Below are 7,498 nucleotides of genomic sequence, written 5' to 3'. Positions count from 1 at the left end.
GACGTGGAGTGGGAGCCCGTGCTGCGCATGGTCGGAGATCGGAGGGAACGGGCCAGAGCGGAGCTGTTCCTGGCCATGCACGTCAGTGACGTGCCGACCGGGCAGGAGCTGACGAGGCGGGCGCTGGCGACGTTCAGGGAGGTCGGGGATCGGTGGGGGATCGCGGCCGCGCTCGGCAGGCGGGCGCGGGACGCGTTCACGCGGCGGGACGTCGAGGCGCTGGAGCGCGACGCGGAGGAGAGCGCGCGGCTGTTCACCGAGTTGGGTGACCGGTGGGGGCTGCTGCGGGCCACGGAGTGGCTGGCCTCGCTGGCCGAGATGGCGAACGACGCCGAGCGGGCCAACCGGCTCTTCGCCGAGGGGCTGCGGATGGCCGAGGACCTGGGGTTGTGGCCCGAGGTGGCCACGCGGACCGCCTGGCTGGGCTGGATCGCGCTGTTGAGCGGCGACTACGAGCGGGCCATCGAGGTGTGCGAGCCCGCCATGAAGCTGGCCGCCGGTCAGGGCTACAAGGAGGGCGAGACCATGGCGGAGATGTGCATCGCCTTCGCCGCGCGCCGGGCGGGACGGCTGGACCTGGCCGAGCGGCATCTGCACCACCTGCTGGAGTGGGTGTCGCGTGATCCCGACGTGGAGCCGGCTGTGCACCTGGCCGACACGCTCATCGAGTTCGGATACCTCACGCAGTTGCGCGGGGATCCGGCCGGTGCCATGGAGCTGCAGGTGGAGGCGATGGCCGCGGCCCGCAGGATCGGCGACCCCAGGACGTTGGCGGGTGCGGTGGAGGGCGCGGCCTCGGCCGCCGGGCCCACCGAGACGGCCGCCAGGCTGCTGGGGCTGGCGGCCGCGGCCAGGGAGACCAACGGGACTCCGGCCGGCCCCTCGGAGCAGGAGGACATCGAGCGGGTCACCACGCGGGTGCGCGAGGCGCTCGGGGAGGAGGCGTTCGCCGCGGCGTACGCGCAGGGCGCAACCTACAAGCTGGACGACGCCCCCGACCTGCTCTGACGGCCCCGGCCCCTATTCCAGGCGCTCGGTTCCCGCTTGCTCCGCGTGCTCCACCTGCTGCAGGTGCAGCGGGGGCTCGGCTCCCGTGTGCTTCACGTGCTCGGTTCCAGCGTGCTCCAGGTGCGTGGCGAGGCGGTCGAAGAACTCGAGCCACCCCGCCCTGGCCTGCTGGGCATGCTCCTCGCCGGTGTTGACGCCGTACTGGTGGAAGCGCATTTCGGTTTTGCCGTCCACTTCCAGGAAGGCGATCGTGACCATGGACGCCGGCCCCTCGCCGGGGTCGTCGGGGTCGCCCGTCGTGAACACCAGCCGCTCCGGCGCCTCTACCTCCCGGTACGTCCCTTCGAGCGTCGCCTCGAACCCCTCCTCACCGACCAGCGTGGCCCGCCAGACCCCGCCGGGCCGGGCGTCCAGGGTGATCCGGCCCACCGGCGTGGCGAGCGAGGAGGGCACGAACCACCGCGAGAAGCGCTCGGGCTCGGTCCAGGCGGCCCACACCAGCTCACGGGGAGCGTTGAAGACCTGGGTGATGTCGTACTCGGCGGTCTGGGGCATCGTTCCGTCCTCCTGCTCACTGCGGTGATGGGTCCAAGGTGCCCGGCGGCGCTTACGATCTCCTTCTCGCCGCCTTTAGATGCGCGTGGCAGGCTGGGCACATGAGGATCATTCGCGCCGCCAAGGTGCTCACGGGCCGCCAGGGAGAGGTGATCGTGGATGGCGAGGTCCTCGTCGACGGCTCGGAGATCGTCTCGGTCGGGCCGCGCGGCAGCGCGGGCGAGGCGGCAGAGGTCGTCGAGCTGCCCGGCCACACGGTGTTGCCCGGGCTGGTCGACGCGCACGTGCACCTGGGGTTCGACGCCAAGGTCGACCCGGTGACGCGCCGGAGCCCGGAGAGCGAGCGTCACCTGCTGCTGCGGATGGCGGAGAACGCCCGCAAGCTCGTCTCCGCCGGCGTCACCACCGCGCGCGACCTCGGCGCGCGCGGCTTCCTCGACCTGGCGTTACGCGACGCGATCGAGGAGGGCCTGGCCGTCGGCCCGCACATCGTGGCCGCGACCAGGCCGATCACGCTCACCGGCGGCCACTGCTGGTACATGGGCGGCGAGGCCGACGACGAGCGCGCCATCCGCCGCGTCGCCAGGGAGAACCTGCGGGCGGGCGCCGACTGCCTGAAGGTGATGGCCTCGGGCGGCATGATGACGCCGGGCGCGGCGCCGAGCTGGGTGGCGCAGTACACCACCGAGCAGCTCCGGGCGGTCGTGGAGGAGGCCGAGGTGCGCGGCAAGGGAGTCGCGGCGCACGCCCACGCGCACGCGGCGATCCGCAGCGCCGTCGAGGCGGGCGTCACCACGATCGAGCACTGCACGTTCTTCACCCCGTCCGGGCATCGCTTCGACGCCGAGCTCGCCGACGTGGTCGCCACCAGCGGCACGTACGTCTGCCCGACCGTCCACGGCGTGATGTGGCGGGCGCGCGAGGTGTACGGCCCCGAGATGCTCGACGACTGGCTGCGCGGGATCGCCTCCATGCGCGAAGCCGGGCTACGCCTCATCGCGGGGACCGACTCCGGGTTCGGCGCGGCGGGCGTGGACAACCCTACCGACGGCTTCGTGGCGAGCCTGGAGGTGTTCGCGCAGGCCGGATACGGTAACGCGGAGATCATCGAACTGGCCACCGTGCTGGCCGCCGACGCCTGCGGGGTGGGGGAGGTGACCGGCACCCTCGCGGCGGGCAAGTGGGCCGACCTGATCGCGGTCGCGGGCGATCCGCTCGAACGCCTCGCCGACCTGCGCAACCTCGCACTCGTCCTGGTCTCGGGACGGTCCGTCACACAGGCGGGCGTGGACACCGTGACCGCGTCCGTCGGCTGAGCCCGCGAAGGAGACCGCATGCTGCCCTGGTCCGCCGAACTGGCCGGCCGCCTGGACCACGACGTCGTCGACAGCGCCCTGCTGCGCGGCAACCCGCTGGGGGATCCGCACGAGCGGCCGCTCATGGTGTACGTCCCGCCGGGGTACGACGACACGCCCGAACGCCGCTATCCCACCATCTACGTGCTGCTCGGCTACACCGGTCACGTCGGCGTGTGGCTGAACAGGACGCCGTTCAGGCAGCCGTACCCCGAGCTGGCCGACGCCGTGTTCGCCACCGGCGACACCCCTCCCGCCATCATCGTGTACGTCGACGCGTGGACCTCACTCGGCGGCAGCCAGTACCTCGACTCGCCCGCCACCGGCCCGTACCACTCCTACCTGCGTGACGAGGTCGTGCCATGGGTGGACGCGCACTACCGCACGCTCGCCCACCGGGACCACCGCGCGATCACCGGCAAGTCGAGCGGCGGCTACGGCGCCATGGTGACCGCCATGCTGGCGCCCGACGTGTTCGGGGCGCTGGCCACGCACGCCGGCGACGCGTTGTTCGACGTCAGCGCGCGGGTGGCGTTCCCGAAGGTGGCGCGCAGGCTGCGAGACATGTACGGCGGCTCGTACGACAGGTTCCTCGCCGACTTCCGCGGGCGGCTCGCGGGCACCAGGGAAGGCGACCTGGAACTGCTGGAGATGTACGCGTACTCGGCCGCGTACTCCGCCGACGAGGACGGCACCGTACGCCTGCCGTTCGACGACACCGGGGCGGTGGTGCCCGCCGCCTGACCGCCTGAGGGCGGCACCGCCCGCGCCACGCCGCGGCCTGGTCGTGATCCCTGTCCTGCCCCTGACGCTAGGCTGCCCAGGTGGACACTGCCGAACTGCAGAACAAAGTACGCGAGCTGCGCCTCCAGGGCCGTTCGCCGAAGGAGATCGCCCGCGCCCTCAAGGTGTCACCGTCGGTCGTGGCGCCGTTGGTGCGGGCCATCGCCGCCGAGAGCACCGGCACCGCCGAGCCCGAGGTGGTCGGGTGCTGGGTCAACGTCGGATGGAGCGCGGGCCTCGGCGTCGACCCGGCGCGCGGCTGGGTTGACGAGCAGCCCGGCACGGCCGAGGGCATGGTGAGCGTGCTCGTCGCCCGCCGGCACACCTGGGACCGGATGACGCTCTGCGGCTACCTGGTCGACGCCTACTGCCTCGGCGTGAAGAACGCCGTCGGGCCCGAGGTGTGCGACGACCGCGAGCTGCGGCGCTATCGCGAATACTTCTTCGGCGAGTACGCCGGCTGGCAGGAGGTGCCGATCGAGCTGGCCAGGCACCTGGTGTTCGGGTCCATCGACTACGCGCGCAAGCTCGGTTTCGAGCCGCACGAGGACTTCGCGCCGGCGGCCGACGCGCTGGGCAAGTGGGAGGGCGACGCGGCGATCACGTTCGGCCGCGATGGCAAGCCCTTCTACATGGAGGGGCCGTACGACGACGCCGCCAAGGTGCTGCGGACCCTGCGACGCAGCCTGGCCGACGACGAGTTCGACTACGTCACCGGCGGCTGACTCCGGCTACGTGATCGTGGGCCGCTGACTTCCGGATGCGGCCCGCCGTCACTTCGCGTCGCGTTCATTCCGTGTCGCGTTCACTTCGCGTCGCGTTCATTCCGTGTCGTGTCACTTCGCATCGTGGAGGACCAGCCCGAGCGTGTGCCGCAGGCCGGACCGTACCGTGCTCACCCCGTGCCGCACCGGCGCGGCCGACCAGCCGCGTGACGAGCGCACCGGACGGTCACGGGTTGTGAAGATCAACCCGTGGCCCTGCGGCAGCGTGGTCACCGTCCCGCGTGACTGAGCCCGTGGCCGCTGCTCCACCAGCAGGAACTCGCCCCCGGTGTAGTCCTCACCCGGCCGGTCCAGCCCGATCACGACCTGCAGCGGGAACACCAGGTCGCCGTACAGGTCACGGTGCAGGGCGTTCCAGTCGTTCTGCTCGTACCGCAGCAGGATGGGCGTCGGCTTGGTCTGCCCGGCGCGGTGGCACATGTCCAGCCATTCGCCGAAGTCGTCCGGCCAGGGGGCCGGCTGCCCGAGCCGGGCCGCCCAGTCGCGGGCGATCGGCAGCAGCCGCGGGTAGAACTCCGCCCGCAGCCGCTCCACCAGGGGCGGGAACGGCCGCTCGAAGTAGCGGTACTGGCCGGACCCGAACCGGTAGCGCGCCATGTCGATCGTCGACCGGAACAGGCCGGTCTCGCCGTACAGGCCGGCGATCTCCGCGCACTCCCCGGGCGTGAGCAGCTGGGGCGTCAGCGCGCAGCCGTACGCGTCGAGCTCGTGGGTCCAGTCGCTCATGACACGCTCCACAGGTGCGGCTGCAGCGCGCCTTCGAGGGTGAGCAGGTCGCGCTTGCGCTCGACGCCGCCCGCGTACCCGGTCAGACCGCCGTCCGCGCCGACGACGCGGTGGCAGGGGCGCACGATGAGCAGCGGGTTCGCGCCGACGGCCGCGCCGACCGCGCGGATCCGGTCACGGGGCGCGCCGGCGCGTGCCGCCAGCTCCCCGTACGTCGTGGTCGTCCCGTACGGCACCGCCGCCACCGCCTCCCACACGCGCTCCTGGAACTCGGTGCCGGGCGAGCGGACGGGAAGGTCGAAGGACGTGCGCTCGCCCGCGAAGTACTCGCCGAACTGCCGCTCCGCCGCGGCGAACGCGAGCGGCTCGCGCCGCCACCCCGCCGTCGCGCCCACGTCGAACGACACGCGCGTCAGCGCCACGCCGTCGCCGGCGAGCAGCAGCTCGCCCAGCGGGCTGTCGATGGTGGTGTAGATGTTCATACTTCTTACAACACCGCGGTGCTCAGAAAAGTCAGCGGTTTTCGGACATCGCAGCCGCGTTCTTGATGATCAATGGCCCTGGGCGTACGCTCGCCGCGATCCGGGCCGACGAGCGAGGAGTGACCCATGGCAGAGTCGAGAGAGCACACCTTCGGCGGCGTACGCGGCCGCGTCGTCGCCCGTGAATGGCCCAACGACCGGCCGCGCTACCTCGCCATCCTGGTCCACGGGTACGGCGAGCACATCGGCCGCTACGAGTACGTCGCCGACCGGCTGGTCCGGCACGGCGCCGCCGTCTACGGCGTGGACCACGTGGGCCACGGCAAGTCGGAGGGCGACAGGGCGCTCATCGAGGACTTCGAGGACGTGGTCACCGACGTGCACTCCATTGTGCGCCGCGCCCTGTCCGACCATCCCGGCGTGCCCGTCGTGCTGATCGGCCACTCGATGGGCGGCCTGATCGCGGCCCGCTACGCCCAGCGGCACGGCGACGGCCTGGCCGCTCTCGTCCTGTCCGGGCCCGTGATCGGCGAATGGGAGATCGTTCCTGAGCTGCTGGCGTACGAGGAGCCGCCCGACCGGCCCATCGACCCGGCGACGCTCTCCCGCGACCTCTCGGTGGGCGCCGCGTACGCCGCCGACCCGCTGGTGTGGCACGGGCCGTTCAAGCGGGCCACGCTGGAGGCGTTCGCGACGACGCTCGCCACGATCACCAAGAGCGGGACGTTCGGGGCGCTGCCGACGCTCTGGGTGCACGGGGGCGACGACCGGCTCGTCCCGATCCGCGGCAGCCGCCCCGGCATCGAGGCGGTCAGGGGCACGGACCTGACCGAGCGCATCTACCCCGGCGCCCGGCACGAGGTCTTCAACGAGACCAGCAAGGACGAGGTCCTGGACGACGTCACGTCCTTCGTGGACCGCGTCCTGCCCGGTTAGCGTACGAGGAGTGAGGCGTGACCCGAGCCGCGTGTACGGGTCAGCTCGATCTTCCAGCAGCCCCGTTTCCGGAAGACGAAACCGGTGCCCCACTCCTCGCCGGGCCGCCGCCAGGTCGACCCGCTGTGCTCCTCGGGCCCCCACACCGGCTTGGCCCGCGTGCCGTCCTGGAGCGTGGCCCTGACCCGCAACGGCCCCTCACCGGTCATCCGCCACACGATCTTGGCCTCCTGGCCACGGCGTACCGGCAGACTCCGCGCGAAGAGCAGCCCCCACAACTCGGCGTCCCGCGCGGTCCCCGGCATCTCCGGGAACGTCTCACTGCGGAACACCGAGGTCCCGTCGCACCCGACACCGGGAAGAAGAGGACCCAGGCTCGGACTCGCGGTGCTGCTCGGGATCGGGCTCCCAAGCCCGGCGGGGCTCTCAGCTCCCGGACTCGGGCTCCGGCTCGTGCTCGGAACGGCCCCGACCGCGAGACCGCCGTCAGCCGCACACCCGGTGACCATCACCAGCAGCAGAGTTGCCGCCACAGTCAGTAACCACCTCATCAGACCTCCTCGATCTATCTACTCCGGATGGAGCCAGGAGGTTCCAGCGGCTCAGGAGCCAACGATGAGTTTTCAGCCACGTGCGGGTCTTCATCCGTGAGGAGGCGATATGGGCGAGCAGGCGCAGGCATTGACCGCGGGCGTGGCGCTGCTGGAGCGGGCCATCGACTACACGCTCGGCAGTCTCCGCGTCGTGACCCCGGCTGTCCTCTGTCGTCCCACGCCCTGCGCGGGCTGGGATCTGCAGACGCTGCTGGAGCACGTTCACGACTCTTTCGAGACCTTGAACGAGGCCGCGGCAGGGCACATCCCCAGCC

The 7,498-nt window shown here is 71.8% G+C and carries 10 protein-coding genes; 6 read left to right on the top strand and 4 right to left on the bottom strand.

Translation table 11 applies throughout. The annotated features are described in order from the left end of the window. Positions 1-1,008: tetratricopeptide repeat protein (locus tag ITP53_RS52530; protein ID WP_407941412.1), on the top strand; the 1,008-nt coding region annotated here is incomplete at its 5' end. Positions 1,009-1,020: 12 nt separating this feature from the next. Here the strand turns inward: ITP53_RS52530 and ITP53_RS52525 are convergent. Next, positions 1,021-1,563 carry an SRPBCC family protein gene (locus ITP53_RS52525; protein WP_195902992.1) on the bottom strand — a complete coding sequence of 181 codons (543 nt, stop codon included), beginning with the start codon at positions 1,561-1,563 and terminating at the stop codon, positions 1,021-1,023. 101 nt (positions 1,564-1,664) lie between these two features. On the opposite strand from ITP53_RS52525, the gene ITP53_RS52520 reads away from it, so the two are divergent. From ITP53_RS52520 to ITP53_RS52510, 3 genes are all read left to right on the top strand, one after another. Beyond that, positions 1,665-2,879, top strand: a complete 1,215-nt coding sequence (locus ITP53_RS52520) for an amidohydrolase family protein (RefSeq protein ID WP_195902991.1) — start codon at positions 1,665-1,667, stop codon at positions 2,877-2,879. 18 nt (positions 2,880-2,897) lie between these two features. Next, positions 2,898-3,662 carry an alpha/beta hydrolase gene (locus ITP53_RS52515; protein WP_236052160.1) on the top strand — a complete coding sequence of 255 codons (765 nt, stop codon included), beginning with the start codon at positions 2,898-2,900 and terminating at the stop codon, positions 3,660-3,662. 80 nt (positions 3,663-3,742) lie between these two features. Then, positions 3,743-4,426, top strand: a complete 684-nt coding sequence (locus ITP53_RS52510) for a helix-turn-helix domain-containing protein (protein WP_328818657.1) — start codon at positions 3,743-3,745, stop codon at positions 4,424-4,426. Positions 4,427-4,537: 111 nt separating this feature from the next. Here ITP53_RS52510 and ITP53_RS52505 read toward each other — a convergent pair whose 3' ends face one another. Both ITP53_RS52505 and ITP53_RS52500 read right to left on the bottom strand, forming a co-directional pair. After that, on the bottom strand, positions 4,538-5,212 hold the full coding sequence (locus ITP53_RS52505; protein ID WP_195902990.1) for a 2OG-Fe(II) oxygenase: 675 nt from the start codon (positions 5,210-5,212) through the stop codon (positions 4,538-4,540). Then, a complete protein-coding gene (locus tag ITP53_RS52500; RefSeq protein WP_195902989.1) occupies positions 5,209-5,694 on the bottom strand; it encodes a methylated-DNA--[protein]-cysteine S-methyltransferase in 486 nt (161 codons plus the stop codon). Before ITP53_RS52500 ends, ITP53_RS52505 begins: the two co-directional genes overlap by 4 nt. Positions 5,695-5,820: 126 nt before the next feature. Here ITP53_RS52500 and ITP53_RS52495 point away from each other — a divergent pair, with 126 nt between their 5' ends. After that, positions 5,821-6,630, top strand: a complete 810-nt coding sequence (locus tag ITP53_RS52495; RefSeq protein WP_195902988.1) for an alpha/beta hydrolase — start codon at positions 5,821-5,823, stop codon at positions 6,628-6,630. On the opposite strand, the gene ITP53_RS52490 is transcribed toward ITP53_RS52495, so the two are convergent. Continuing rightward, positions 6,627-6,962, bottom strand: coding sequence for a hypothetical protein (locus tag ITP53_RS52490; RefSeq protein ID WP_195902987.1), 336 nt, complete (start codon positions 6,960-6,962; stop codon positions 6,627-6,629). The two genes, ITP53_RS52495 and ITP53_RS52490, sit on opposite strands and share 4 nt — an antisense overlap. 328 nt (positions 6,963-7,290) lie before the next feature. Here ITP53_RS52490 and ITP53_RS52485 point away from each other — a divergent pair. Further along, on the top strand, positions 7,291-7,498 hold a 208-nt coding region (locus ITP53_RS52485; protein WP_195902986.1), incomplete at its 3' end, for a maleylpyruvate isomerase N-terminal domain-containing protein.

This window comes from Nonomuraea cypriaca (assembly GCF_015645445.1).
GTDB classification, from domain to species: Bacteria; Actinomycetota; Actinomycetes; order Streptosporangiales; family Streptosporangiaceae; genus Nonomuraea; species Nonomuraea cypriaca.
This window is presented reverse-complemented; position numbering and strand designations above follow the sequence as displayed.

Bases quoted from the DNA above. Each gene is read 5' to 3' on its own strand.
- ITP53_RS52525 (WP_195902992.1), bottom strand. From the start codon at position 1,563: ATGCCCCAGACCGCCGAGTACGACATCACCCAGGTCTTCAACGCTCCC.
- ITP53_RS52520 (WP_195902991.1), top strand. From the start codon at position 1,665: ATGAGGATCATTCGCGCCGCCAAGGTGCTCACGGGCCGCCAGGGAGAG.
- ITP53_RS52515 (WP_236052160.1), top strand. From the start codon at position 2,898: ATGCTGCCCTGGTCCGCCGAACTGGCCGGCCGCCTGGACCACGACGTC.
- ITP53_RS52505 (WP_195902990.1), bottom strand. From the start codon at position 5,212: ATGAGCGACTGGACCCACGAGCTCGACGCGTACGGCTGCGCGCTGACG.
- ITP53_RS52500 (WP_195902989.1), bottom strand. From the start codon at position 5,694: ATGAACATCTACACCACCATCGACAGCCCGCTGGGCGAGCTGCTGCTC.
- ITP53_RS52495 (WP_195902988.1), top strand. From the start codon at position 5,821: ATGGCAGAGTCGAGAGAGCACACCTTCGGCGGCGTACGCGGCCGCGTC.